The 24,203-nt window shown below is 62.3% G+C and carries 24 protein-coding genes; 15 read left to right on the top strand and 9 right to left on the bottom strand.

Annotation, left to right across the window (positions count from 1 at the left end; all coding sequences use genetic code 11):
• Positions 1–47: 47 nt before the first annotated feature.
• The 13 genes from AC3RCP_RS28260 (at position 48) to AC3RCP_RS28200 (ending at position 12,476) form a co-directional block, all read left to right on the top strand.
• Positions 48–1,313: a glutamate-5-semialdehyde dehydrogenase gene (locus AC3RCP_RS28260; protein WP_101339223.1), complete on the top strand. Its 1,266-nt coding sequence runs from the start codon at positions 48–50 to the stop codon at positions 1,311–1,313.
• The gene (gene nadD, locus AC3RCP_RS28255; protein ID WP_007927112.1) at positions 1,313–1,957 is read left to right on the top strand and encodes a nicotinate-nucleotide adenylyltransferase; all 645 of its coding nucleotides are present in this window, start codon (positions 1,313–1,315) and stop codon (positions 1,955–1,957) included. Before AC3RCP_RS28260 ends, nadD begins: the two co-directional genes overlap by 1 nt.
• A 60-nt stretch (positions 1,958–2,017) precedes the next feature.
• The gene (rsfS, locus tag AC3RCP_RS28250; RefSeq protein WP_007927111.1) at positions 2,018–2,440 is read left to right on the top strand and encodes a ribosome silencing factor; all 423 of its coding nucleotides are present in this window, start codon (positions 2,018–2,020) and stop codon (positions 2,438–2,440) included.
• A gap of 9 nt (positions 2,441–2,449) precedes the next feature.
• Positions 2,450–2,917: a 23S rRNA (pseudouridine(1915)-N(3))-methyltransferase RlmH gene (rlmH, locus tag AC3RCP_RS28245; RefSeq protein ID WP_003185785.1), complete on the top strand. Its 468-nt coding sequence runs from the start codon at positions 2,450–2,452 to the stop codon at positions 2,915–2,917.
• Positions 2,918–2,929: 12 nt separating this feature from the next.
• On the top strand, positions 2,930–4,825 hold the full coding sequence (gene mrdA, locus AC3RCP_RS28240; protein WP_009045790.1) for a penicillin-binding protein 2: 1,896 nt from the start codon (positions 2,930–2,932) through the stop codon (positions 4,823–4,825).
• Between the two features lie 31 nt (positions 4,826–4,856).
• Positions 4,857–5,960, top strand: a complete 1,104-nt coding sequence (gene rodA / locus AC3RCP_RS28235) for a rod shape-determining protein RodA (protein WP_051003959.1) — start codon at positions 4,857–4,859, stop codon at positions 5,958–5,960.
• A 17-nt stretch (positions 5,961–5,977) separates the two neighbouring features.
• Entirely contained in the window at positions 5,978–6,991 is a 1,014-nt protein-coding gene (gene mltB, locus AC3RCP_RS28230) for a lytic murein transglycosylase B (protein WP_009045789.1), read from the top strand.
• A complete protein-coding gene (locus tag AC3RCP_RS28225) occupies positions 6,991–7,992 on the top strand; it encodes a septal ring lytic transglycosylase RlpA family protein (protein ID WP_101339222.1) in 1,002 nt (333 codons plus the stop codon). Before mltB ends, AC3RCP_RS28225 begins: the two co-directional genes overlap by 1 nt.
• A gap of 183 nt (positions 7,993–8,175) precedes the next feature.
• Positions 8,176–9,333 (top strand): D-alanyl-D-alanine carboxypeptidase family protein, encoded by a 1,158-nt coding sequence (locus tag AC3RCP_RS28220; RefSeq protein WP_101339221.1) that lies wholly within the window; start codon positions 8,176–8,178, stop codon positions 9,331–9,333.
• An 80-nt stretch (positions 9,334–9,413) separates the two neighbouring features.
• A complete protein-coding gene (locus AC3RCP_RS28215; RefSeq protein ID WP_007927103.1) occupies positions 9,414–9,689 on the top strand; it encodes a DUF493 domain-containing protein in 276 nt (91 codons plus the stop codon).
• Positions 9,689–10,336: a lipoyl(octanoyl) transferase LipB gene (gene lipB, locus AC3RCP_RS28210; RefSeq protein ID WP_025807692.1), complete on the top strand. Its 648-nt coding sequence runs from the start codon at positions 9,689–9,691 to the stop codon at positions 10,334–10,336. Before AC3RCP_RS28215 ends, lipB begins: the two co-directional genes overlap by 1 nt.
• 1 nt (position 10,337) lies before the next feature.
• On the top strand, positions 10,338–11,360 hold the full coding sequence (lipA, locus tag AC3RCP_RS28205) for a lipoyl synthase (RefSeq protein WP_007927101.1): 1,023 nt from the start codon (positions 10,338–10,340) through the stop codon (positions 11,358–11,360).
• A 168-nt stretch (positions 11,361–11,528) separates the two neighbouring features.
• Positions 11,529–12,476, top strand: coding sequence for a S66 peptidase family protein (locus tag AC3RCP_RS28200; protein ID WP_492571894.1), 948 nt, complete (start codon positions 11,529–11,531; stop codon positions 12,474–12,476).
• Between the two features lie 78 nt (positions 12,477–12,554).
• Here AC3RCP_RS28200 and AC3RCP_RS28195 read toward each other — a convergent pair whose 3' ends face one another.
• The 5 genes from AC3RCP_RS28195 to leuS all read right to left on the bottom strand — a co-directional run bounded on the left by AC3RCP_RS28195 (position 12,555) and on the right by leuS (position 18,631).
• Positions 12,555–13,877, bottom strand: coding sequence for a lytic murein transglycosylase (locus tag AC3RCP_RS28195; protein ID WP_007927094.1), 1,323 nt, complete (start codon positions 13,875–13,877; stop codon positions 12,555–12,557).
• A gap of 61 nt (positions 13,878–13,938) precedes the next feature.
• Positions 13,939–14,100, bottom strand: coding sequence for an alternative ribosome rescue factor ArfA (arfA, locus tag AC3RCP_RS28190; protein WP_007927093.1), 162 nt, complete (start codon positions 14,098–14,100; stop codon positions 13,939–13,941).
• 153 nt (positions 14,101–14,253) lie between these two features.
• On the bottom strand, positions 14,254–15,291 hold the full coding sequence (gene holA / locus AC3RCP_RS28185; RefSeq protein WP_007927092.1) for a DNA polymerase III subunit delta: 1,038 nt from the start codon (positions 15,289–15,291) through the stop codon (positions 14,254–14,256).
• 39 nt (positions 15,292–15,330) lie between these two features.
• The gene (locus AC3RCP_RS28180; protein WP_492571892.1) at positions 15,331–15,936 is read right to left on the bottom strand and encodes an LPS-assembly lipoprotein LptE; all 606 of its coding nucleotides are present in this window, start codon (positions 15,934–15,936) and stop codon (positions 15,331–15,333) included.
• 88 nt (positions 15,937–16,024) lie between these two features.
• Positions 16,025–18,631: a leucine--tRNA ligase gene (gene leuS, locus AC3RCP_RS28175; RefSeq protein WP_492571891.1), complete on the bottom strand. Its 2,607-nt coding sequence runs from the start codon at positions 18,629–18,631 to the stop codon at positions 16,025–16,027.
• Positions 18,632–18,891: 260 nt separating this feature from the next.
• Here leuS and AC3RCP_RS28170 point away from each other — a divergent pair, with 260 nt between their 5' ends.
• Positions 18,892–19,212 (top strand): hypothetical protein, encoded by a 321-nt coding sequence (locus tag AC3RCP_RS28170; protein WP_009045783.1) that lies wholly within the window; start codon positions 18,892–18,894, stop codon positions 19,210–19,212.
• A 127-nt stretch (positions 19,213–19,339) separates the two neighbouring features.
• A complete protein-coding gene (locus tag AC3RCP_RS28165; RefSeq protein WP_492571890.1) occupies positions 19,340–20,107 on the top strand; it encodes a YdcF family protein in 768 nt (255 codons plus the stop codon).
• Between the two features lie 85 nt (positions 20,108–20,192).
• On the opposite strand, the gene lnt is transcribed toward AC3RCP_RS28165, so the two are convergent.
• From lnt to AC3RCP_RS28145, 4 genes are read right to left on the bottom strand one after another with little or no spacing between them, the layout of a single operon-like run.
• Positions 20,193–21,716 carry an apolipoprotein N-acyltransferase gene (gene lnt / locus AC3RCP_RS28160; RefSeq protein ID WP_492571889.1) on the bottom strand — a complete coding sequence of 508 codons (1,524 nt, stop codon included), beginning with the start codon at positions 21,714–21,716 and terminating at the stop codon, positions 20,193–20,195.
• An 8-nt stretch (positions 21,717–21,724) separates the two neighbouring features.
• Positions 21,725–22,564 (bottom strand): CorC family transporter, encoded by an 840-nt coding sequence (locus AC3RCP_RS28155; protein ID WP_007927086.1) that lies wholly within the window; start codon positions 22,562–22,564, stop codon positions 21,725–21,727.
• A gap of 5 nt (positions 22,565–22,569) precedes the next feature.
• The gene (ybeY, locus tag AC3RCP_RS28150; protein WP_007927084.1) at positions 22,570–23,064 is read right to left on the bottom strand and encodes an rRNA maturation RNase YbeY; all 495 of its coding nucleotides are present in this window, start codon (positions 23,062–23,064) and stop codon (positions 22,570–22,572) included.
• Positions 23,057–24,076: a PhoH family protein gene (locus tag AC3RCP_RS28145; protein ID WP_007927082.1), complete on the bottom strand. Its 1,020-nt coding sequence runs from the start codon at positions 24,074–24,076 to the stop codon at positions 23,057–23,059. Before AC3RCP_RS28145 ends, ybeY begins: the two co-directional genes overlap by 8 nt.
• Positions 24,077–24,203 lie beyond the last annotated feature (127 nt).

Here is a 24,203-nt window from a genome sequence, read left to right as displayed (position 1 = left end):
ACAGCTATAATCAGCCGCTTTCCTCTTTGCCAAGACCACAGCAGACCATGACTGAGTCCGTTCTTGACTACATGACCCGTTTGGGTCGCGCTGCCCGTGAAGCCTCGCGGGTAATCGCCCGTGCCACCACTGCGCAGAAAAACCGCGCATTGCTGGCGGCTGCCGATGCATTGGACGCTGCTCGCCCCGAGCTGAGCGCGGCCAATGAGCAGGACCTGGCCAACGGCCGGGCCAATGGTCTGGAACCGGCATTGCTCGATCGTCTGGCGCTGACTCCGGTGCGTATCGACGAAATGATCGAAGGCCTGCGTCAGGTGGCCAAGCTGCCTGACCCCATCGGTGAAATCCGCGATATGCGCTACCTGCCTTCGGGCATCCAGGTCGGCAAGATGCGCGTGCCCCTGGGCGTGATCGGCATCATCTACGAGTCGCGTCCCAACGTGACCATCGATGCGGCCAGCCTGTGCCTCAAGTCCGGCAACGCCACCATCCTGCGTGGCGGCTCCGAGGCGATCAATTCCAACCGTGCCATCGCCACCTGCATTCAGCAAGGGCTGGCGGTGGCCGGCTTGCCGGCGCAAGTGGTGCAGGTGGTGGAAACCACCGACCGCGCGGCCGTTGGCGCGCTGATCACCATGCCCGAATTCGTCGACGTGATCGTGCCGCGTGGCGGCAAGAGCCTGATCGAGCGGGTCAGCCGCGACGCCAAGGTGCCGGTGATCAAGCACCTGGACGGCGTCTGCCATGTGTTCATCGACGTGGCGGCTGACCTGGACAAGGCGATTCGCATCGCCGACAACGCCAAGACCCAGCGCTACGCACCCTGCAACACCATGGAGACCCTGCTGGTCCACGCCGGTATTGCCGAGCGCGTATTGCCGCCGCTGGCGGCGATCTATCGCGACAAGCAGGTCGAGCTGCGCGGTTGCCCGCGTACCCGTGCCTTGCTGGGCGATGATGTGATCGAGGCCACCGAAGAAGACTGGCGTACCGAGTACACCGCGCCGATCCTGTCGATCCTGGTGGTCGACAGCCTGGACGCGGCCATCGAGCACATCAACACCTACGGTTCGCAGCACACCGACGCCATCGTCACCGAGAACTTCACCGACGCCCGGCGTTTCCTCAACGAGGTGGATTCCAGCTCGGTGATGGTCAATGCCTCGACCCGGTTTGCCGACGGTTTCGAATATGGCCTGGGCGCGGAGATCGGTATTTCCACCGACAAGCTGCACGCCCGTGGTCCGGTCGGCCTGGAAGGGCTGACCAGCGAGAAATATGTCGTCTTCGGCGACGGTCATGTGCGCACTTGATGAGCAAACGTATCGGTCTGCTGGGCGGTACCTTCGACCCCGTGCACATCGGTCACCTGCGCAGTGCGCTGGAGGTGGCCGATTCGCTGGGGCTCGATGAGCTGCGCCTGACCCCCAGCGCGCGGCCGCCGCATCGCGATGCACCGCAGGTGTCGGCGCTGGACCGTCTGGCGATGGTCGAGTGTGCGGTGGCGGGCGTTTCACCCCTGGTGGTGGACGACCGTGAGCTGAAACGGGACAAGCCGTCCTACACCCTAGACACCCTGGAACAGATGCGGGCCGAGATGGCCGCGGATGACCAGTTGTTCCTGTTGCTGGGCTGGGACGCTTTTTGCGGCCTGCCTACCTGGCATCGCTGGGAAGAGTTGCTCCAGCATTGCCACATCCTGGTGCTGCAACGCCCGGATGCCGATAGCGAGCCGCCGGATGCGTTGCGCAACCTGCTGGCGGCGCGCTCGGTGAGCGATCCCCTGGCCCTGCAAGGGCCCGGAGGACACATTGCATTCGTCTGGCAGACACCGCTCGCGGTGTCTGCCACCCAGATCCGTCAACTGCTGGCCAGCGGTAAGTCGGTACGTTTCCTGGTGCCTGATGCGGTCCTGGCCTATATCGATGCACACGGTCTTTACCGTGGGCCGAACTGAAGGCGCGCTGCCGGCTGATGCCGTGCAACGCGCCACACATACGAGCTGAACGAGTTTTATATGACTAACCAAGTAATGAAAGGCGAAGATCTGGTCAAGGTGGCAGTCGCCGCGCTGGAAGACGTCAAGGCCCAGGACGTCCTGGTGATCGATGTTCGCGAAAAGCAGAGCATCACCGACTATATGATCATCGCCACCGGTACTTCCAACCGCCAGATCGGCGCGATGCTGGAAAAGGTCCGCGAGATGGTCAAGGCCCAGGGCGTCAAGCCGCTGGGTGAAGAAGGCAAGGGCGACAGCGACTGGGTGCTGCTGGACCTGGACGACGTGATCGTGCACATGATGACCGCTTCCGCGCGCCAGTTCTATGACCTGGAACGTCTGTGGCAGGGCGCCGAGCAGAGTCGTGCGGCCGATGGCAAGCACCACAGCCCGGAGCACACTCATGAGCACTTCACCAAGCTCAACAAAGACCAGCAATAAGGGACGGCTGTGCGCCTGCGTCTGATCGCTGTCGGTTCACGCATGCCCAAGTGGGTGGAAGAGGGTTGGCACGAGTATGCCAAGCGTCTGCCATCCGAGCTGGCGCTGGAACTGGTGGAAATACCGCTCAATACCCGTGGCAAGAACGCCGATGTGGCCCGTTTCATCCGTCAGGAGGGCGAAGCCATGCTGGCCAAGGTCGGCCCGAACGAGCGGATCGTCACCCTCGAGGTCCACGGCAAGCCCTGGAGCACCGAGCAACTGGCGGTGGAGCTGGATCGCTGGCGCCTCGACTCGCGTACCGTGAATTTCATGGTCGGCGGCCCCGAGGGGCTGGCGCCGGAAGTCTGCGCGCGGGCGGATCAGCGATGGTCGCTGTCGCCGCTGACCTTGCCGCACCCGCTGGTACGGATCCTGATCGGTGAACAGCTGTATCGCGCCTGGACAGTCCTGTCCGGGCACCCTTATCACAAATAGTCCGCGCCCCTAATGTCCCAGCCGATCCGTATCAAGGACCACGAAAAAGACGCCCGTCTGGTGCGTGGCCGGGTCGTGTTCGGGGCTATTGCCGTGGTCTGCCTGATCGGGGTGCTGATCGCGCGGCTGTATTACCTGCAGGTGATCCAGTACGACTATCACTCGACCCTGTCGGAAAACAACCGGGTTCATGTCCAGCCGATTCCGCCGACCCGCGGCCTGATCTTCGACCGTAATGGCGTGGTGGTGGCCGACAACCGGCCGAGCTTCAGCCTGAGCATGACCCGCGAGCGTTCCGGCGACTGGCGCCAGGTGCTCGACGTCATTGTCGAGGTGCTGGAACTGACGCCGGAAGACCGGGCGCTGTTCGAGAAGCGCATGAAGCAGGGGCGTCGGCCGTTCGAGCCGGTGCCGATCCTGTTCGAGCTCAACGAAGAGCAGATCGCCCGGATCGCGGTCAACCAGTTCCGCCTGCCTGGGGTGGAAGTGGTGGCGCAGTTGGTCCGTCATTACCCCCAGGGCGCGCACTTCGCGCACTCGGTGGGCTACATGGGGCGGATCAACGAGAAAGAGCTGAAGACCCTGGACCCGGTGAACTACAGCGGCACCCACCACATCGGCAAGACCGGTATCGAGCGCTTCTACGAGCCCGAGCTGCACGGCCAGGTGGGTTACGAAGAGGTCGAGACCAACGCTCGCGGCCGCGTGTTGCGAGTGCTCAAGCGTACCGACCCGATTCCTGGCAAGGACATTGTCCTGAGCCTGGACATCAAGCTGCAGGAAGCCGCGGAGGCGGCATTGGGTGGCCGGCGCGGCGCGGTGGTCGCGCTGGACCCTCGCACCGGAGAAGTGCTGGCCATGGTCAGCCAGCCGAGCTTCGACCCGAACCTGTTCGTCACCGGTATCAGCTTCAAGGCCTATGCCGAGCTGCGCGATTCCATTGACCGTCCACTGTTCAACCGGGTGCTGCGCGGTCTGTATCCGCCGGGCTCGACCATCAAGCCGGCGGTGGCGATCGCCGGTCTTGATTCCGGGGTGGTGACGGCCTCCACACGGGTCTATGACCCGGGCTACTACCAACTGCCCAACTACGATCACAAGTACCGTAACTGGAACCGCAGCGGTGACGGTTACGTCGACCTCGACACTGCGATCATGCGGTCCAACGACACCTACTTCTATGACCTGGCCCACAAGCTGGGGATCGATCGGTTGTCGGCCTACATGAACAAGTTCGGGATCGGCCAGAAGGTCTCGCTGGACATGTTCGAGGAGTCGCCGGGCCTGATGCCGTCGCGGGAATGGAAGCGTGCCACCCGTCGCCAGGCCTGGTTCCCGGGCGAGACGCTGATTCTCGGGATCGGCCAGGGTTACATGCAGTCCACCCCGTTGCAGCTGGCCCAGGCCACGGCACTGGTGGCGAACAAGGGCAAATGGAACCGTCCGCACCTGGCCAAGACCATCGAAGGCGAAAAACCGGTGGATGAAAACCCGATGCCGGACATCATCCTGCGCGATCCGTCGGACTGGACAAAGGTCAATCACGGCATGCAGCAGGTGATGCACGGCGCCCGCGGTACGGCGCGCAAGGCGGCCATCGGCTCGCAATACCGGATCGCCGGCAAGAGTGGTACGGCCCAGGTGGTCGCGATCAAGCAGGGCGAGAAGTATGACCGCTCCAAGGTCCAGGAGCGCCATCGCGACCACGCCCTGTTCGTCGGCTTCGCGCCGGCGGAAAACCCGAAAATCGTGGTCTCGGTCATGGTCGAGAACGGCGAGTCCGGTTCCGGCGTGGCGGCCCCGGTGGTGCGCCAGGTGATGGACGCCTGGCTCCTCGGTCCGGATGGCCTGCTCAAGCCTGAGTTTGCCGGCCCTATCAGTGCGGAGGCTACGGCCCGTGAAGAGTAATTTCGATCGCATCCTGTCCAGCGAGGATGTGATGCGTCGCCGGGCGACGTTGCTGCAGCGCATGCACATCGACGGCCCATTGCTGATCCTGCTGCTGACCCTGGCGGCCGGCAGCCTGTTCGTCCTGTATTCGGCCAGCGGCAAGAGCTGGGACCTGCTGGGCAAGCAGGCGACGTCGTTCGGCATCGGCCTGGTGTCGATGATCGTCATTGCCCAGCTCGAGCCCCGGTTCATGGCGCGCTGGGTGCCGCTGGCCTATGTGTTCGGCGTGATACTGCTGGTGGTGGTGGATGTCATGGGCCACAACGCCATGGGCGCCACCCGCTGGATCAACATCCCCGGGGTGATTCGCTTCCAGCCTTCGGAATTCATGAAGATCATCATGCCGGCGACCATCGCCTGGTACCTGGCCAAGCGCACCTTGCCGCCGCAGCTCAAGCATGTGGGCATCAGCCTGGTCCTGATCGGTATTCCGTTCATTCTGATCGTGCGCCAGCCGGACCTCGGGACCTCGCTGCTGATTCTCGCCGGTGGCGCCTTCGTGCTGTTCATGGGCGGGCTGCGCTGGCGCTGGATTCTCAGCGTGCTGGCTGCCGCGGTACCGGTGGCGATCGCCATGTGGTTCTTCATCATGCACGACTACCAGAAGCAGCGGATCCTGACCTTCCTCGATCCGGAAAGCGATCCGCTGGGCACCGGCTGGAACATCATCCAGTCCAAGGCGGCCATCGGTTCCGGCGGCGTCTTCGGCAAGGGCTGGCTGCTCGGCACTCAGTCCCACCTGGACTTTTTGCCCGAGAGCCACACCGACTTTATTATCGCGGTCATGGGTGAAGAGTTCGGCCTGGTGGGCATTTGCGCCCTGCTGCTGATCTATCTGCTGCTGATCGGTCGTGGGCTGGTGATCACCGCCCAGGCGCAGACGCTGTTCGGCAAATTGCTCGCCGGCGCCCTGACCATGACGTTTTTTGTTTACGTTTTCGTCAACATCGGTATGGTCAGTGGCCTGTTGCCGGTCGTGGGGGTGCCGTTGCCGTTCATTAGCTACGGAGGAACTTCGCTGGTGACGCTGCTGTCAGCGTTTGGGGTTTTGATGTCGATCCATACCCATCGTAAGTGGATCGCGCAGGTTTGAATAAGGTGAAGAATTCAATGCAAGTAATGCGTGGCTGGACTGCTCGGTATGCACCGTGGGTCGGTCTGGTAGGCATCCTTGGTGCGGCGCAGGAAGCGCTGGCCGGCGGCGAATACGAAGGTTCCCCCCAAGTAGCCGAATTCGTGGGCGAAATGACTCGCGACTATGGCTTTGCGGGCGAACAGCTGATGGGCGTGTTTCGCGAGGCCGAGCGCAAGCAGTCGATCCTCGACGCCATTTCCCGGCCCGCCGAGCGGGTCAAGCAGTGGAAAGAATATCGGCCGATGTTCATTACCGACGCGCGTATCGCCCGCGGTGTGGACTTCTGGCGCCAGCACGAAGCGGTACTGGCCCGTGCCGAGCAGGAATACGGCGTGCCGGCCCAGGTGATCGTGTCGATCATCGGCGTCGAAACCTTCTTCGGGCGCAACACCGGCAATTACCGGGTGATCGATGCCCTGTCGACTTTGGGCTTCGATTACCCGCCACGTGCCGAGTTCTTCCGCAAGGAATTGCGCGAATTCCTGCTGCTGGCCCGTGAAGAACAGGTCGACCCGCTGACCCTGAAGGGCTCCTACGCGGGTGCCATGGGTTTGCCGCAGTTCATGCCGAGCAGTTTTCGCGCCTATGCTGTGGACTTCGACGGTGATGGCCACATCAATATCTGGACCAATCCGGACGATGCCATCGGCAGCGTCGCCAGTTATTTCAAGCGTCACGGCTGGGAAGCCGGGCAGCCGGTGGTCAGCCGGGCCGAAGTGCGTGGCGATCAGGTCGACGAAGGCCTGACCACCGGTATCGAACCGACGAAAACCGTCGGGGAGTTGCGGGCGCTGGGCTGGTCGAGTCATGATGCGCTGCGCGATGATATGCCGGTCACGGCTTTTCGCCTGGAAGGTGACAATGGCCCCGAATACTGGATGGGCCTGAAGAATTTCTACGCGATCACGCGTTATAACCGCAGCGTGATGTACGCCATGGCCGTACATCAGCTCTCTGAACAGCTGGTCCAAGCACGGGGCGTCAAGTAATGCTGGCATCGCCAAACCGCAAACCCCTGAAGCTGGTGGCTCTTGCCGCGTTGTCCTTGCTGGTGGTCAGTTGTTCGTCAACCCAGGCGCCGAAACAGAAAGGCCCGACGACGGCCGTACGTGCGACGCCAGGCCTGGACATCAACCGTGCCCACAAAGACGGCGCTCCCTGGTGGGACGTCGATGTATCGCGTATCCCCGACGCCACGCCGACCCTGCACACCGGTCCGTACAAGGCCAACCCTTATACGGTGCTGGGCAAGACCTACTTCCCGATGGCCGAATCCAAGCGTTATGTCGCTTCGGGCACGGCTTCCTGGTACGGCACCAAGTTCCACGGGCAGAACACCGCCAATGGCGAGGTGTATGACCTGTACGGCATGAGTGCCGCGCACAAGACCCTGCCCTTGCCGAGTTATGTGCGGGTGACCAATCTGGACAACCACAAGAGCGTGATCCTGCGGGTCAACGACCGTGGGCCATTCTATTCGGACCGGATCATCGATTTGTCCTACGCCGCGGCCAAGAAGCTCGGTTATGCCGAGATCGGCACCGCCCGGGTCAAGGTCGAGGGCATCGACCCGCAGGAATGGTGGGCCCAGCGCGGCCGGCCGGCACCCTTGATGCTCAATGAGCCGAAAGCCGCGCCAGTGATGACGGCGTCCACGGGGACCGTCGAGCAATGGACGCCACCTGCGCAGCAGCACGCCGCGGCCGTCGTGCCGGTGCAGCTGGATGCAAAAAAAAACGCTTCTGCGCAAGCCTCTGGCCAGTATCTGCAGGTGGGCGCCTTCGCCAACCCGGACGCTGCCGAGCTCCTGCGCTCGAAGTTGAGCGGGATGGTGAGCGCTCCGGTGTTCATCAGCTCGATCGTGCGCAATCAACAGACCCTGCATCGGGTACGCCTGGGGCCGATCGGCTCGCCGGGTGAGATCCAGCAAGTGCAGAACAGTGTTCGGCTGGCCAATCTGGGGCAGCCGAGCCTGGTAACCGCCGAGTAATCGGATTCTGATTCATGGTTCACCCGCGGTATTTGGGGGGGAACCCAGGTTGTTGGCTCGTCGTACAACAAAAGCCCGGCAAGGGTCGTGAGTGAACAACTGAACACGCGACAGCCCTTTAGAAGGCTGTCTGAATAGTTTTGTCCGCGAGGACAAGTTTCCATTAGCAATTTCGAGAGACGGATGAACATCACCACCTTTGCCAAACGCCTGTGTCTGCTTGTCCCGCTGATCATCACGCCTGCCGCCTGGGCGGTAGAAGTGATGCCGTCGCCACCGCAGCTGGCCGCCAAGTCCTATGTGCTCATGGAGGCCAGCAGCGGTAACGTGCTGGTGGAGAACAACGGTGACCAGCGCCTGCCGCCAGCCAGCCTGACCAAGCTGATGACGGCCTACATCGCGACCCTGGAAATCCGTCGCGGCCAGATCGGCGAGAACGACCCGGTGACCGTCAGCGAGAACGCCTGGCGTACCGGCGGTTCGCGGATGTTCATCAAGGTCGGCTCGCAGGTCACTGTCAGCGACCTGTTGCACGGCATCATCATTCAGTCGGGTAACGACGCCAGCGTCGCGGTTGCCGAGCACATTGCCGGCAGCGAAGACGCCTTTGCCGACATGATGAACAAGACCGCCGGCGATCTGGGCATGAGCAACAGCCACTTCATGAACCCGACCGGCCTGCCGAACCCCGAGCACTACTCGTCGGCGCACGACATGGCGGTCCTGGCTCGCGCCATCATTCACGAAGACCCGGCTCACTACGCGATCTACTCGCAGAAAGAGTTCTTCTGGAACGGCATCAAGCAACCTAACCGCAACCTGTTGCTATGGCGTGACAAGACCGTCGACGGCCTGAAAACCGGTCACACCGACGAAGCCGGCTACTGCATGGTGTCCTCGGCCGTGCGTGACGGCATGCGCCTGATCGCCGTGGTGTTCGGTACCAACAGCGAGCAGGCTCGCGCGGCCGAAACCCAGAAGCTGCTGACCTACGGTTTCCGCTTCTTCGAAACCCAGACCTTCTACCAGAAGGGCACCGAGCTGGCTCAGGCCCCTGTCTGGAAAGGCACCACCTCCCAGATCAAGGCCGGCCTGGCCCAGGACCTGACCATGACCATGCCAAAAGGCCAGCTGAAAAAGCTCGCTGCCAGCATGACCATGAATCCACAATTGATCGCGCCTATCGCCAAGGGCGACGTGATCGGTAAAGTCGAAGTGAAACTGGACGACAAGGTGGTGCACAGCGCCGATCTGATCGCTCTGGACGCGGTCGACGAAGGTGGTATCTTCCGCCGCATGTGGGATAGCATCCGTCTATTCTTCTACGGCTTGTTCAACTGATATTGTCGACCCGCGCGGCCCTCGCTCTGAAATAGAGCGGGGGCCGCGTCCGTCGCCACGGCTTACGAGGCCGTTACGCCATGACAGACACCGAAGTAAAGGCGCCAAAGATCGAATTCCCCTGCGCGGATTACCCGATTAAGGTGATCGGCGACACCGGCGTGGGTTTCAAGGACAAAATCATCGCGATCCTTGAAAAACACGCGACCGTTGACCACAAGACCCTGGCCGAGCGCCAGAGCACCAACGGCAAGTACACGACCATCCAGTTGCACATCGTCGCCACCGGTCAAGAACAGCTGTACGACATCAACAGCGAGCTGCGGGCCACCGGCTTCGTGCACATGGTGCTGTGATGCCACAAACGCTGGGCTTTCGCGAGCTCGGCCAGATGGCCTACGAGCCGGTCTGGCAGGCCATGCAACGCTTTACCAACGAACGCGGCACCGACGCTCCCGATGAAGTCTGGCTGGTGCAGCATCCGCCGGTCTTTACCCAGGGCCAGGCGGGCAAGGCCGAACACCTGTTGCTTCCCGGGGATATCCCGGTGGTGCAGGTCGACCGGGGTGGCCAGGTGACCTATCACGGTCCTGGCCAACTGGTGGCTTATCTGCTGCTGGACGTTCGCCGCCTGGGTTTTGGCGTGCGCGACCTGGTCAGCCGGATGGAGCAGTGCCTGGTCGAGCTGCTGGCCAGCTACGGCGTGGCCGCGGCGGCCAAGCCGGATGCCCCCGGCGTTTACGTCGATGGCGCGAAAATCGCCTCCCTGGGCCTGCGGATCCGCCATGGTTGTTCCTTTCATGGCCTGGCCTTGAACGTGGACATGGATCTGCAGCCGTTTCGACGGATTAACCCCTGTGGCTATGCCGGGCTGGCAATGACCCAGCTGAGCGACCACACAGGACCGATTGAATTTGCCGAGGTAAGTGCCCGGCTGCGTGCGCAGCTCGTCAAACACCTCGACTATGCTGAGCAGACGACCCTAACGGGCGGAATCGACTGATATGACTACTGCGCAAGACGCTGTGCAAACCCTGATCCCGACGCTGGATGTTTCCGAGCGCCCGGCCCGTGCGAAAGTTGAAACCGGCGTTAAATTGCGCGGTGCCGAGAAAGTCGCGCGTATCCCGGTGAAGATCATCCCGACCACCGAACTGCCGAAGAAACCGGACTGGATTCGCGTGCGTATTCCGGTTTCCCCGGAAGTCGACCGGATCAAGCAATTACTTCGCAAGCACAAATTGCACAGCGTCTGCGAAGAAGCCTCCTGCCCGAACCTGGGTGAGTGCTTCTCCGGCGGTACCGCGACCTTCATGATCATGGGCGACATTTGCACCCGTCGTTGCCCGTTCTGCGACGTCGGTCACGGCCGTCCGAAGCCTCTGGACGTCGATGAACCGATGAACCTGGCAGTGGCCATCGCCGACCTGCGCCTGAAGTACGTGGTGATCACTTCGGTCGACCGCGACGACCTGCGCGACGGCGGTGCCCAGCACTTTGCCGACTGCATCCGCGAAATCCGCAAGCTGTCGCCGAACGTGCAGCTGGAAACCCTGGTCCCGGACTACCGTGGCCGCATGGACGTAGCGCTGGAAATCACCGCTGCCGAGCCGCCGGATGTGTTCAACCACAACCTGGAAACCGTGCCGCGCCTGTACAAGGCCGCGCGCCCGGGTTCGGACTATCAGTGGTCGCTGACCCTGCTGCAGAAGTTCAAGCAGCTGGTGCCGCACGTACCGACCAAGTCCGGCCTGATGCTGGGGCTGGGCGAGACTGACGACGAAGTCATCGAGGTCATGAAGCGCATGCGCGAGCACGACATCGACATGCTGACCCTCGGCCAGTACCTGCAACCGTCCCGCAGCCACTTGCCGGTGCAGCGTTTCGTGCACCCGGACACCTTCGCCTGGTTCGCCGAGGAAGGTTACAAGATGGGCTTCAAGAACGTCGCCTCAGGCCCGCTGGTACGTTCCTCCTACCACGCCGACGAGCAGGCGAAGCTGGCCAAAGAAGGCCTGGTCTCCTGATGTAATACGCCCGCAAGGTCTTTTCCTTGCGGGCGTCATCTTCCGTTACGCTCGCGTCTCCCTCCCTTCATAGATTTTTCCTGCAAGCGCCGTGGCGTTTCGGCACTTCTGTTTGCCCGCTTTCATGGCTACTGTGCACTAGAGAATCCACACAGGGAGAACCATTGGATGACCCTCCAACCGACTGACGTCCTTTGTGCACAACGGCCAGTGCCGGCGCTGCCTTCGCAAGGGCTGATCGGCTTGATTGCACCCGCCGGGCCCGCGGCCCTGGATACCGAGCAAGCCGCCCGCTGGATGCGCGCTCGAGGTTATTCACTGCGGATTTATCCTGGGGTCCAACAGAAGGACGGCTATCTGGCCGGTAGCGACGAGGTCCGCCTGAACGACCTGCACGCCGCTTTCGCCGATGACGATGTCGATACCATCCTGTGCCTGCGGGGCGGCTATGGCAGCCCGCGCTTGCTCGACCGGATCGATTACGACCTGCTACGCCGCCATGCCAAGCCGTTTGTCGGCTACAGCGACATCACCGCGCTGCATCTGGCCATCAATCGTCATGCGGGTTTCGTGACCTTTCACGGGCCGATGCTCAATGCCGACTTGTTGGGTGACAAGCAGCCACCTACCGAGTCCTCGCTGTTCAGCCTGCTCCGGGGGCAGTTGAAGGCTGGCAGCCTGCTGCCGCATCCGGCGGCTTATTCCTTGACCACCGTCGAGCCTGGCATCGCTTGCGGTCAGTTGCTGGGAGGCAACCTGTCGTTGATCGCCGCGACCATGGGCACGCCATACGAGATCAATGCTGACGGCATCATTCTGTTTATCGAAGACATCAACGAGCCGCTGTACCGGATTGACCGTCTGCTGACGCACCTGCGCCTGGCGGGCAAGCTCGACAGGCTTCGCGGTGTGCTGGTGGGGGATGTGGCTGGAGTGGAGCCCCAGGTGCTTGCCGTACTGCTCAAGCAGACCTTCGAACCCTTGCGCATTCCTGTTCTGGCTGGATGGCGCAGTGGCCACTGCGATCCGAACCTGACCCTGCCGATGGGGGCGATGGTCAGGCTGGATGCGGGGGAGAAGCAGTTGATCCTGGAACAGGACGTGGTATTCGGCTGATCAGCCCGTGCTCGCTGCCCTTGTCGGAGCGAGCTTGCTCAACTATGGCGTCCCTACGATTCGGCGCACAGGCCTGGCTCAACGCGAGCGCAGGCTCTCCAGCAGCTTGTGGGTCGGATAGCCGTCGGCGGGCCAGCCCAGCGATTGTTGGGCGCTGCGAATCGCCTTGCGGGTATTGGCGCCGATAATGCCATCCGGGTTGCCGGCATCGTAATTGTTGGCACTGAGCAGGCTCTGCAGCTCGATGCGCTCGGAGCGGCTGAGGGGCATGTCGTCCTTCGGCCAGACGCCGTTGATCAGGCCTGAACCGTTGAAGCGTTGTGACAGCAGGTTCACCGCCAGGGCATAGGACGAGGAGTTGTTGTACTTCAGAACGGCGCGGAAGTTGTCGAGGATCAGGAACGCCGGACCGCGATAACCCGCCGGCAACAGCAAGGCTGCCGAAAGCTGCTCGGCGCCGGCCGGAACGCTGGCGCCGTTGGGCAGCTGCATGCCCAGGCGCAGCCATTCGGCTACCGGTTTGCGGATCGCGCCATCCGCCAGCGCATAGTCGAAGCCGTTCGCCAGCTGCACTTCGAAACCCCATGGCTGGCCCTTCTGCCAGCCGGAGCTTTGCAGATAGTGCGCGGTCGAGGCCAGGGCGTCGGCCGGGCTGTTCCAGATGTCGCGGCGGCCATCGCCGTCGAAGTCCACGGCATGGGTGTTGTAGGTGGTCGGGATGAACTGGGTCTGCCCCATCGCGCCGGCCCAGGAGCCGAGCATCTTCTCGGGCTGGATGTCGCCGTGCTGGAGAATCTGCAGGGCGGCCAGCAGCTGGCTGTTGGCAAAGGCCGGACGGCGACCTTCGTAGGCCAGGGTCGCGAGGGAACGGATGACCGATTTGTTGCCCTGGAACTCACCGAAGTTGCTTTCCATACCCCAGACCGCCACCAGGGCCTGGCGATCGACGCCATAACGCTGTTCGATCTGCTGCAGGATGTCGGCGTACTGATTGAGCAGTGCCTGGCCCTTGCGCACGCGCAGCGGCGACAGGGCACCGTCCAGGTATTCCCACACTGGCCGGGTGAATTCCGGCTGGCTGCGGTCGGCCTTGATCACGCCCATGTCCGGGGTGATGCCGGCGAATGCACGGTCGAAAAGATCGGCGCGGATCCCGGCGTTCAGGGCTTCGACACGGAAGCCTGCCTGCCATTGGGCAAAGGTCTGGGTTGGCTGGATGTCCAGGTTGTCGACGGCCAGCGGAGCGACGGTTGCAGGCGCGGCGAGAGGGGCGGCTTGAATGCTTTGGAGTGGCTGGGCATCTGCGGCGGTGGGTTTTTCCGCGCAGGCGACGAGCAGGGCAAGGCTGGAGGCAGCGATCAGTTGGCGCAGGTGCCAACGACGGGAAAGACAAAAGGGCATGCACAGGTCCAGAGAATACGAATCAGATACAGACCTTATCACGCCGGCGGGGTTCTCCGCTTTATGCAGCCAGAAAGTAAGAAGCCTCCCAGCTTTTAGACTGGAAGGCTTCGCGGCGGTAGCTGCCTTTGCCCTTGGCGGGTCGTTCCTGACGGCTGCGGAACAGTGGCTGGGCGATGATGGATTTGGCCTTGTTGGGGCCATGCTTGGATGGCTTGCTCATTTTCGGTTCTCGCTTGAGGTGGGTTTGCGCGGCAGATGATCGGCCAGCTTGACCCTGCTGTCCAGCCCTGTGATGCGTAGGGTTTTTCAGCAAACCTTACGGGTTCCCCCCATTCCCTGTAGGAACGAGCCTTGCTTCTGCAAGACGTTGGGGTTACTCGGCTGGGAGAGGCAGGCGTTGCCCGGCCATCAACAGCGACAGGCGGCTCAGGCTGCTCCAGGGCGAACCGGCGGCCTGCCCCTTGATCTGCGCATCGATACGCTGGGCGTCGAGCAGCAATTGCGCCCAGCGCGGCGCGGAATAGCGCTGCAGGGCCTTGCTCATCAGCGGCTTGCGTTTGTCCCAGACGGGCGGACGGGCCTGGCTGAACACTTTATCCAGCGGAGTGCCCTGGCTGTACTGCAGCGACATGTTGGCCAGCGCCCGCAATTCCCGGGACAGTGCCCAGAGAATCACCGGCGGCTCGACACCTTCGCCGCGCAGGCCTTCGAGCATGCGCAGGGCATGCGCGGCCTCGCCATTGAGGATGGCGTCCACCAGCCCGAAAACATCGAAGCGCGCACTGTCGGCGACTGCCGCTTGCACGGTTTCCACCGTGATCTGGCCACCCTCGGCCATCAGCTTGAGCTTTTCGATTTCCTGGGCCGCGGCCAGCAGATTGCCTTCTACCCGGGCCGCAATGAGTTCCACGGCGTCCTGGCTGGCGGAAAGCCCGGCCTGGGACAGGCGTTGGCGAATCCACTGCGGCAACTGGTTGGCATCCACCGGCCAGATCTGAATGAACTGGGTCTGCTCGCCATCGATCAGGGCCTTGCCCCATTTGGTCTTTTGCGCGCTGCCATCGAGCTTGGGCAGGCTGATTAGCAGCAGGGTATCTTCGGCCGGCCGTGAGCAGTATTCGATGAAGGCCGCGGCGCCTTTATCTCCGGGCTTGCCCGAAGGCAGGCGCAGTTCCAGCAGGCGTTTTTCGGCGAACAACGACATGCTCGCGCCGGCTTGCAGCAGCGTTCCCCAATCGAAATTGGCGTCGGCGCTGAATACCTGGCGTTCATCGAAGCCTTGCTGGCGGGCGGCGGTGCGAATGGCGTCGGCGGCTTCCTGGCACAGCAACGGGTCGTCGCCACTGATGACATAGACCGGTGCGAGCGTGCCTTGCAGGTGTTTGCCGAGTTGAGCGGGGGCGAGTTTCATAAGGAAGGGCAAGCGGGGCGCTTGCGCGCCCCACGAGACTTACTGGTTCGGCAGCTGCATGGGCGACTGTTGCGGGGTTTCCGCCTCAGCCTTCTGCGCGGCTTCCAGCGCCTCGGCTTCGGCCTTGGCGCGGGCATCCGCGGTCTGCTGCAGTTGATCCAGCTGGGGCGGGGTCAGCAGTTGCAGGCGCAGCATCATGTTCTGCACCAGGTCGCGACGCATTTCCTTACGCACTTCCAGCGACTCCTGGTCGGAACCCACCAGGTTGTTGCCGTCGTGGATGTAGACCTTCTGCACTTGCAGCTTGTCGCTGAGCAGGGTCAGGTTGTTCTGGCCCTGGATCTCGTAGTTCAGCACGGTGGTCATTTCATATTCGGCCGAACGACCGGCACCGGCGTAGCTGAGGCTGCGCTGGGATTCCTGCTCGCGGGTCAGCACCAGCTTGTAGGGCGCACCGGCGTAGACCTTGACGCCACTGCTCTGCAGAACCTGGCGCAGCTGGGTCACGGTTTCGCCGTAAGCGTTACGGGCGCTCAGGTCGAGTTCCTTGATCGCCAGTTCGGTGGTGCCGGTACCGCGCAGCTGAAAGCCGCAGGCGCTCAGCAGTACGGCCAGGCCCATCACCAGGAGGTTGCGTTTGATCATCTTGTTGCTCCCCTTGAAACCATGTGGGCCGACAGGGCGGCCCTGGAGGTTTTATTCGGCGTCAGCCTTGGGCTGACGCCTGATCCAATTAGCTAGCGACGATATTGACCAGCTTGCCAGGCACGACGATCACTTTACGAATCGTCAGGCCTTCGGTGAAGCGCAGCACGTTCTCGTTGCTCCGGGCGGCGGCTTCGATCTCTTCACGGCTGGCGCTGGCCGGCATTTCGATCTGGCCACGCAGTTTGCCATTCACTTGAATGACCAACTGCAGGCTGTCCTGAACCAGGGCGTTCTCATCCAGCACCGGCCAGCCGGCGTCGATAATGGCGCCGCTGCGACCCAGCTGGCTCCACAGCTCGTGGCTGATGTGCGGGGTGATCGGCGCCAGCAGCAGGGCCACGGTTTCCAGGCCTTCCTGCAACAGGGCTCGGTCCTGCGGGGTAGCTTGCGGTGCTTTTTCCAGCACGTTCATCAGCGTCATGACCTGAGCGATGGCGGTGTTGAACTTGTGGTTCTGGCCGACGTCCTGGCTGGCTTGCTTGATCGCCAGGTGGATGGCACGACGAATGACTTTCTGTTCGTCGTTCAGCGAACCCAGCTCCAGTGTTCCCGGCAGGCCCTGGGCTACGTGAGCCTGAGCCAGGCGCCAGACGCGCTTGAGGAAGCGATGGGCACCCTCGACGCCGGAGTCGGACCATTCCAGGCTCATGTCAGGCGGCGAAGCGAACATCATGAACAGGCGGCAGGTGTCCGCGCCGTACTGTTCGATCATCGACTGAGGGTCGACGCCGTTGTTCTTCGATTTGGCCATCTTCTCGGTGCCGCCGATTTCCACCGGCAGGCCGTCGCTGATCAGCTTGGCGCCGACGATCTTGGCCTTGCTGTCACGCTCCAGCTCGACATCGGCCGGGTTGTACCAGGTGTAGGCACCGTTGGCTTCGCGGCGGTAGTAGGTCTCGGCGACCACCATGCCTTGCGTCAGCAGGTTCTTGAACGGCTCGTTGGAACTGACCAGGCCCTCGTCGCGCATCAGCTTGTGGAAGAAGCGGGCGTAGAGCAGGTGCAGGATCGCGTGTTCGATACCGCCGATGTACTGGTCCACCGGCAGCCAGTGGTTGGCCGCGGCCGGGTCGACCAGGCCACCCTCGTATTTTGGCGAGGCGTAGCGGGCGTAGTACCAGGAGGACTCGACGAAGGTGTCCATGGTGTCGGTTTCACGCTTGGCAGGCTTGCCGCATTTCGGGCAGCTGCATTCGTAGAACTCGGGCATGCGCGCCAGTGGCGAACCGGCGCCGTCCGGCACCACGTCTTCCGGCAGCACTACCGGCAGTTGGTCTTCCGGTACCGGTACATCACCACAGCTGTCGCAGTGGATGATCGGGATCGGGCAGCCCCAGTAGCGCTGGCGGCTGATGCCCCAGTCGCGCAGGCGGAACTGGGTGCGGGATTGGCCGAGGTTTTTCTTCAGCAGGGCAACTTCGATGGCATCGAAGGCGCCGGCAAAATCCAGGCCGTTGAACTCGCAGGAGTTGATCAGTTCGCCGTGCTCGCCGTAGGCGTCCTGCCAAGGCGCAGGCGTTTCGTCGCCAGCGCTGGTGCGCACCACGTTCTTGATCGGCAGGTTGTACTTGGTGGCGAATTCGTAGTCGCGCTCGTCGTGTGCCGGAACGGCCATTACCGCGCCATCGCCGTAGTGCATCAGCACATAGTTGGCGACCCATACCGGGAGTTTTTCACCGGTCAGCGGGTGTTCGACGAACAGCGAAGTCGGCAGGCCTTTCTTCTCTTGAGTGGCGATGTCGGCTTCGGCGACGCTGCCGCCCTTGCACTCGGCGATAAAGGCTTGCAGCGCCGGGTCGTTCTGCGCCGCCAGGGTGGCCAGCGGGTGCTCGGCGGCCACGGCGACGTAGGTCGCGCCCATCAGGGTGTCAGGGCGGGTGGTGAAGACTTTCAGTGCGCCCGCTTCGCCGATGGAGGTCTGGTCGTAGGGGAATTGCACTTCCATGCCACGGGATTTGCCGATCCAGTTGCGTTGCATGGTCTTGACCTGCTCGGGCCAGCCCGGCAGTTCGTCGAGACTCTCCAGCAGCTCATCCGCGTAGGCGGTGATCTTGAAGTAGTACATCGGGATTTCGCGTTTTTCGATCAGCGCGCCGGAACGCCAGCCGCGGCCGTCGATCACCTGTTCGTTGGCCAGGACGGTCTGGTCGACCGGGTCCCAGTTCACGGTGCCGTTCTTGCGGTAGATCACGCCTTTTTCGAACAGGCGAGTGAACAGCCACTGTTCCCAGCGGTAGTAGTCCGGCTTGCAGGTAGTGACCTCGCGGGACCAGTCCACCGCCAGGCCCAGGCTGCGCAGCTGGGACTTCATGTAGGCGATGTTTTCGTAGGTCCACTTGGCCGGTGCAACGTTGTTCTTCATCGCGGCGTTTTCCGCCGGCATGCCGAAGGCGTCCCAACCCATGGGTTGCAGTACGTTCTTGCCTTGCATGCGCTGGTAGCGGGAGATCACGTCGCCGATGGTGTAGTTACGCACGTGCCCCATGTGTAGCTTGCCGCTGGGGTAAGGGAACATCGACAGGCAGTAGTAAGTTTCCTTGCCTGGCTGTTCACTGACTTCAAAGGACTTTTGCTCATCCCAGAACGACTGGGCGGCGGCTTCGATTTCACGGGGCTGATAGTGTTCGTGCATGGCTACTTTTGAACTGAATAGGGGTGGCCTAATCCTCTTCAATGCAACGTTGGGCGGTGATGACGCCAGATATGGCGTTTTCGCTACCCAGTCGAGCTGGAAGTGGAGTTACAGGAAGCGCCGTAGCATACATGACCGCGCTCTACCGAGGGAAACCCTGATTACGCGCCGTGGGCCGTTGGTCGCGGCACCCTGCCGGTTTCGGCAGTGCGGCTAAGCTCAAAAAGGGGGAGTGATTCTTACTTTCATGAGGTGAGTGGATGGTTGAGTCGCAGCGAAAAGTTACAAAACCCGAGTTGTACGAACGATTGATAGATCGTCTGGCTTTGGCCTTGGATACAGCGAAAACAGCAGGGAGCTTGCGTAATGAGCGTCCTGCGGAGTTGGAGTTGCGGGGCCTGAGTCACGCCGAGCTCGAGGTGATCAAAGCCTATTTGGATCGTAGCGAGCGTGAGACGCAATTGAGCGTGCTCGAATGCCTGAGGCACGAAGTGACTCCACATTCGGCCAAGGTCATCTGGTTGAAAGACAAGGTGCCCGCCCGGGATGCGGTAAAGGTCCGATCCCTGCAGTTCAAGTGAGTCTGCGCAGCCCATGCGGGCATCTGCGCAGCGTCAACGCCGCGTACCTTGTGCGTGAAATCTGTTTCGTATCTGTTGTCGCTTTGCTTTTACCCACTTAGGCTTCGAGCATCTTTGGAGATGCTCGATGCCTTTTCGTTATTTCGTCAAACAACTACTCCTGCCGCCAGGTCTTCTGTTGCTGCTGCTTCTGCTTGCCTGGTGGTTTCGCCGCTCGAGGCCGCGACTGGCCGGTGTGTGTTTTGCTCTCGGCCTGGGCGGGTTCTGGTTGATGAGCCTGCCTGTGATGGTGGAGTGGGGCGCCAGTGCCCTGGAAAGTGAGCCGGCGCTGACGCAAAGCCAGTGGTCGACCCTGGCCAAACAGGCCGATGCGATTGTGGTGCTGGGGTCGGGGCGTGAACGTGGCGACCCGGCCTGGGGTTCCGACCAGCCGACCGGTGTCGGCCTGGAGCGCCAACGCTATGCGGCGCGCCTGGCCAAGGCTTCCGGGTTGCCGATTCTGACCAGCGGTGGCCTGCACTACGGCACGCCGCCAACGGAAGCCGCGCTGATGGCCGAGTCGTTGATGAACGATTTCGACGTGACGGTGCGCTGGCAGGAAGGGCGTAGCCGCACGACCTGGGAAAACGCCCAATTCACTGCGCAAGTGCTTAAGCCGCAGGGTGTCAAGCGTGTGGTGCTGGTCACCCAGGCCTGGCATATGCAGCGGGCTGTCTGGAGTTTCGAACAGGCAGGATTCACTGTGGTGCCGGCGCCCGTGGGGTTCCTCGGGGTGGATAACGCCAGGCCGCTGGGTGGCTGGATGCCGGAGTTCAAGTCGATCTGGCAGAGCGGCCAGTTGTTGAACGAGGCGGTGGGGCTGGTGGGCTACAAGCTGTTTTATCGTGGAGAGTAGATTCATCGTGAGCCGGCCCGCTCCTGCAGAAATCGCAAATTCCTGGCAGGAGCAGCCGCTCGACGTTCGATGGCTCGCGATGACGTCAGACGGTCTTGGCGATCCGGCTGGCCAGCAGGGCCCAGCCGAACAGCAGGACGCTCAGGATGATCAGGGGCCACGAGCGCCACTGCAGGTAAGGCGTCAGGTTGTGCATCGGCACCACTTCGCCGTACAGGATTCCGCGTTCGAACTGCGGAATCTGCACGCTGATCTTGCCGAACGGATCGATCAGGCCGGTCACCCCGTTGTTGGTGGCGCGGATCATCCAGCGGCCGGCTTCCAAAGCTCGCATCTGGGCCATCTGCAAGTGCTGCAACGGGCCGATCGAAGTGCCGAACCAGGTGTCGTTGCTGATGGTCAGCAGCAGGTCGCTGCGGGCTGACAGGCTGGCGGCGAATTCCGGGTAGACCACCTCGTAGCAGATGAACGGCGCGATCTGGTAACCCTTGGCTTGCAGTAAAGGCTGGTCGGCGGGGCCGCGGGCGAAGTCCGACATGGGCAGGTCGAAGAACGCAATCAGGCCGCGCAGCAAGTCCTGCAGGGGCACGTACTCACCGAATGGCACGAGCTTCTGCTTGAGGTACTCGCCATCGCCTTCGCCGACTACGGTAATGCCATTGAAGTAGCGCTTCTGATGGTGCACGTCCTGGCGGATCGGTACGCCGGTGATCAGCGCCGAATGCCGGTCGGCGGCGAAATTGCCCATCATGTTCAGATAACCTTCGGCCGACTCCTTGAGCACGGGCACCGCGGTTTCCGGCCATACCAGCAGATCCACGCGCTTGGAACTGAAACTCATGTCGCGGTACAGCGCCAGCTGGGAGTTGAGTTGCGCAGGGTCCCATTTCAGGCTCTGTTCGATATTGCCCTGGATCGCCGCCACGGTCAGCGGCTCGCCCGACGGGCTGGTCCAGGCATGTCCCTTGAGCGCGATGCCGATCACCCAGGGGGCGACCAGCAGCACCAGGCCGGCGGCGATAAACCCCTTGCACCCGGCACGGATCAGGCCGGGCAGGTTGTAGAACAGGGCGGCGGTCAGCGCCAGGGCAAAGGAGATCAGCCACATGCCGCCCAGAGGGGCCAGGCCGGCCAGCGGGCCGTCGAGTTGGCTGTAGCCGGAATAGAGCCAGGGGAAGCCCGTCAGGAACCAGCCGCGGAAGGCTTCCTGGCCCACCCAAAGGGCGGCGAAGGCCAGGGCATCGGCGAGAGGGGCTTCATTGCGACGCAGCCAACGCGCCCAGAGCCAGGCCGGCAGGGCGAAAAAGAAGGCGATGGCGGCAATGAAGGCCAGCATCAGTAAACCGGCCAGCAGCACCGAGGCGCCGCCGTAGGTATGGATGCTGACGTAGATCCAGCTGGTGCCGGCGGCAAACAGGCCGAAGCCGAAACACCAGCCGCGCCACAGCGCCTGACGCGGGCTCAGCTCGCGCAGGCCGGCATAAAAGAAGCCGACCGCCAGCAGTGCCAGCGGCCAGATGTCGTACGGCGCCAGGGCCAGGGTGGTGATTGCGCCAGCCGCCATGGCCAGCAGGTTACCGGGCCAGCCGGGGCGGGTTAAGCGCAGCATGTCGATCCTTAGCGGGGGATAGGCGTTAGTCGCAGCAGATGAATCCGACGGCTGTCGGCATTCAGGATACGGAAGCGATAGGCACCGATTTCGGTGATTTCGTTACGTTTAGGCAGGTGCCCGAACGCGCTCATCACCAGGCCGCCGACGGTGTCGAACTCGTCGTCGGAGAACTCGCTGTCGAAGAACTCGTTGAAGTTCTCGATCGGCGTCAACGCCTTGATCAGGAAATCGCCGCTTGGCAGGGGCTTGATGTAGCTGTCTTCCTCGACGTCGTGCTCGTCTTCGATGTCGCCGACGATCTGCTCCAGCACGTCCTCGATGGTCACCAGGCCTGCCACGCCGCCGTACTCGTCGATGACGATGGCCATGTGATTGTGGTTGGCGCGGAACTCACGCAGCAGCACGTTCAGGCGCTTGGATTCGGGAACGAAGGTCGCCGGACGCAGCAGGTCCTTGATGTTGAAGCTGTCGCCGTTCTCCTTGAGGATCAGCGGCAGCAGGTCCTTGGCCAGCAGGACGCCCATGACGTCGTCATGGCTTTCGCCGATCACCGGATAACGCGAGTGCGCGGAATCGAGGACGGACGGCAGGAATTCGCGGGGAGTCTGGGTCGCCTTGATGCTGATCATCTGCGAGCGCGGAACCATGATGTCCCGTACCTGCAGGTCAGCGACCTGGATGGCGCCTTCGACGATGGCCAGCGCTTCGCTGTCCAGCAACTTGTTCTGATGGGCTTCGCGCAGCAGCTCCAGCAGCTCCTGGCGGTTTTTCGGCTCATGGGCAAAAGCCTGGGTCAGTTTACCCAGCCACGACTTTTGCCCGCTGCTCGATCGGTCTTCGCTCATAGCGATTACTCTAAATCCTTGGTTGTTACAGATGGATGTTCTTCGGTTTCGTCGTCCGCATAAGGGTCGGGATGACCCAGTTCTGCAAGCAACGTTCGTTCCAGTGCTTCCATTTCTTCGGCTTCGTCGTCATCTATATGGTCGTAACCCAATAGATGCAAGCAGCCGTGAATCACCAGATGGGCCCAGTGGGCCTGGAGGTCCTTGCCTTGTTCGGCGGCTTCGCGCTCGACCACTTCGACGCAGATCACCAGGTCGCCGAGCAATGGAATGTCCAGCAGTTCGTCCGGCACGTCGGCGGGGAACGACAGGACGTTGGTGGCGTAGTCCTTCTGCCGCCAGGTGCGGTTCAGTTCGCGGCCTTCGGGTTCGTCCACCAGGCGGATGGTCAGTTCCGAGTCGGCGGTGCGCTGGCGCAGGGCCAGCTCACACCATTGGCGGAACAGGGCTTCACTGGGAGCAGGCTTGTCGCTTGCCAGTTGCAGATCAAGCTCAAGCATCGTGGCGATTGCCTTTTTCCGCGGCGGACTGGGCGGACTCGTCGGCCACGCGCTGCTCGAAGCGCTCATAGGCTTCGACGATGCGTTGCACCAGCGGATGGCGCACCACGTCCTTGGGCATGAAGTGGGTGAAGCTGATGCCCGGGACGTCCTTGAGGACGTTGATCACATGGGCCAGGCCGGACTTGGTGCCCTTGGGCAGGTCGACCTGGGTGATGTCGCCCGTGATCACGGCGGTGGAGCCGAAGCCGATCCGGGTCAGGAACATCTTCATCTGCTCGACGGTGGTGTTCTGGCTTTCGTCGAGGATGATGAAACTGTTGTTCAGCGTACGGCCGCGCATGTAGGCCAGCGGCGCAATCTCGATGACCTGGCGTTCGATCAGCTTGGCGACGTGTTCGAAGCCGAGCATTTCATACAGTGCGTCATACAACGGGCGCAGGTACGGGTCGATCTTCTGGGCCAGGTCACCCGGCAGGAAACCGAGTTTCTCACCGGCTTCGACCGCCGGACGCACCAGCAGGATGCGTCGTACCTGCTCGCGCTCCAGTGCGTCCACCGCACAGGCCACGGCCAGGTAGGTCTTGCCGGTACCGGCCGGGCCTATGCCGAAGTTGATGTCGTTGCCGAGGATTTCCTTGACGTAGCGCTGCTGATTCAAGCCGCGGGGGCGAATCATGCCTTTTTTGGTGCGCAGGGCCACGGCCGCTTCGGCGACAGGGTGATTGTCCAGTTCTTCGACGGCGGATTCCTGGAGGAACAGGTGAACCATGTCCGGCGACAGCTCGGTACCCTTGGTTTCCCGGTACAGGCGGCGCAGGAGGTTTTCCGCGGAGGTGGTGTGCTTGGGTTCGCCGATCAGTTCGAACTGATTGCCGCGGTTGCGGATCTCGATGGTCAGGCGCTGCTCGATCAAGCGCAAATGCTCGTCGAATTGCCCGCACAGATTGGCGAAGCGGCGAGCCTCAAAGGGCTCGAGGATGAAACGATGTGGTTCTATGGGTGCGTTCAAGGTCGTTTTTTAGCCGCCCAACGGCAATAAGGGATGAATTCAAGGATAACGCCAGCGGCCTGGGTGCGAAAGCTCTTATACAAAGCAATGTCTTTCGCCACATTTTCCTTGGAAGCCGGCTTCCCGG

Source organism: Pseudomonas sp. GW822-FHT05A08, from assembly GCF_058800485.1.
This window is presented reverse-complemented; position numbering and strand designations above follow the sequence as displayed.

Excerpts from the sequence above, each read along its gene's own strand:
- AC3RCP_RS28260 (WP_101339223.1), top strand. The coding sequence starts at position 48 with ATGACTGAGTCCGTTCTTGACTACATGACCCGTTTGGGTCGCGCTGCC.
- nadD (WP_007927112.1), top strand. The coding sequence starts at position 1,313 with ATGAGCAAACGTATCGGTCTGCTGGGCGGTACCTTCGACCCCGTGCAC.
- rsfS (WP_007927111.1), top strand. The coding sequence starts at position 2,018 with ATGACTAACCAAGTAATGAAAGGCGAAGATCTGGTCAAGGTGGCAGTC.
- mrdA (WP_009045790.1), top strand. The coding sequence starts at position 2,930 with ATGTCCCAGCCGATCCGTATCAAGGACCACGAAAAAGACGCCCGTCTG.
- rodA (WP_051003959.1), top strand. The coding sequence starts at position 4,857 with ATGCGTCGCCGGGCGACGTTGCTGCAGCGCATGCACATCGACGGCCCA.
- mltB (WP_009045789.1), top strand. The coding sequence starts at position 5,978 with ATGCAAGTAATGCGTGGCTGGACTGCTCGGTATGCACCGTGGGTCGGT.
- AC3RCP_RS28225 (WP_101339222.1), top strand. The coding sequence starts at position 6,991 with ATGCTGGCATCGCCAAACCGCAAACCCCTGAAGCTGGTGGCTCTTGCC.
- AC3RCP_RS28220 (WP_101339221.1), top strand. The coding sequence starts at position 8,176 with ATGAACATCACCACCTTTGCCAAACGCCTGTGTCTGCTTGTCCCGCTG.
- AC3RCP_RS28215 (WP_007927103.1), top strand. The coding sequence starts at position 9,414 with ATGACAGACACCGAAGTAAAGGCGCCAAAGATCGAATTCCCCTGCGCG.
- lipB (WP_025807692.1), top strand. The coding sequence starts at position 9,689 with ATGCCACAAACGCTGGGCTTTCGCGAGCTCGGCCAGATGGCCTACGAG.
- lipA (WP_007927101.1), top strand. The coding sequence starts at position 10,338 with ATGACTACTGCGCAAGACGCTGTGCAAACCCTGATCCCGACGCTGGAT.
- AC3RCP_RS28200 (WP_492571894.1), top strand. The coding sequence starts at position 11,529 with ATGACCCTCCAACCGACTGACGTCCTTTGTGCACAACGGCCAGTGCCG.
- AC3RCP_RS28195 (WP_007927094.1), bottom strand. The coding sequence starts at position 13,877 with ATGCCCTTTTGTCTTTCCCGTCGTTGGCACCTGCGCCAACTGATCGCT.
- arfA (WP_007927093.1), bottom strand. The coding sequence starts at position 14,100 with ATGAGCAAGCCATCCAAGCATGGCCCCAACAAGGCCAAATCCATCATC.
- holA (WP_007927092.1), bottom strand. The coding sequence starts at position 15,291 with ATGAAACTCGCCCCCGCTCAACTCGGCAAACACCTGCAAGGCACGCTC.
- AC3RCP_RS28180 (WP_492571892.1), bottom strand. The coding sequence starts at position 15,936 with ATGATCAAACGCAACCTCCTGGTGATGGGCCTGGCCGTACTGCTGAGC.
- leuS (WP_492571891.1), bottom strand. The coding sequence starts at position 18,631 with ATGCACGAACACTATCAGCCCCGTGAAATCGAAGCCGCCGCCCAGTCG.
- AC3RCP_RS28170 (WP_009045783.1), top strand. The coding sequence starts at position 18,892 with ATGGTTGAGTCGCAGCGAAAAGTTACAAAACCCGAGTTGTACGAACGA.
- AC3RCP_RS28165 (WP_492571890.1), top strand. The coding sequence starts at position 19,340 with ATGCCTTTTCGTTATTTCGTCAAACAACTACTCCTGCCGCCAGGTCTT.
- lnt (WP_492571889.1), bottom strand. The coding sequence starts at position 21,716 with ATGCTGCGCTTAACCCGCCCCGGCTGGCCCGGTAACCTGCTGGCCATG.
- AC3RCP_RS28155 (WP_007927086.1), bottom strand. The coding sequence starts at position 22,564 with ATGAGCGAAGACCGATCGAGCAGCGGGCAAAAGTCGTGGCTGGGTAAA.
- ybeY (WP_007927084.1), bottom strand. The coding sequence starts at position 23,064 with ATGCTTGAGCTTGATCTGCAACTGGCAAGCGACAAGCCTGCTCCCAGT.